Here is a 255-nt window from a genome sequence, read left to right as displayed (position 1 = left end):
CGGGCAGCGTGACGCCGAGCACCTTGGCCTGCTCGACGGTGGCGTCGACGAACTTCTGGCGCAGGTCGTCATTCGAGATGCGCTTGATGCCCCATCTGGCCGACTGGTTGCTGTGGACGGAATCGGCGTCGCTCGGGCCGAACATCATCAGCACCGGCCACCACCAGCGGTTCACGGCTTGCTGGACGAGCTCGCGCTGCGCCTCGGTGCCCTGCATCATGGCGAGCAGGGCGTCGAAACCCTGCCGCTGGTGGA

General features: G+C 67.1%; 1 protein-coding gene. It reads right to left on the bottom strand.

All coding sequences use genetic code 11. From position 1 onward, the window contains the following. A partial coding sequence (locus tag VSR34_RS39265) for a Phenylacetic acid catabolic protein (RefSeq protein ID WP_342965331.1) occupies positions 1-255 on the bottom strand: 255 nt, incomplete at both ends.

This window comes from Paraburkholderia sp. JHI2823, from assembly GCF_038900695.1.
Taxonomy (GTDB): Bacteria; Pseudomonadota; Gammaproteobacteria; order Burkholderiales; family Burkholderiaceae; genus Paraburkholderia; species Paraburkholderia mimosarum.
This window is presented reverse-complemented; position numbering and strand designations above follow the sequence as displayed.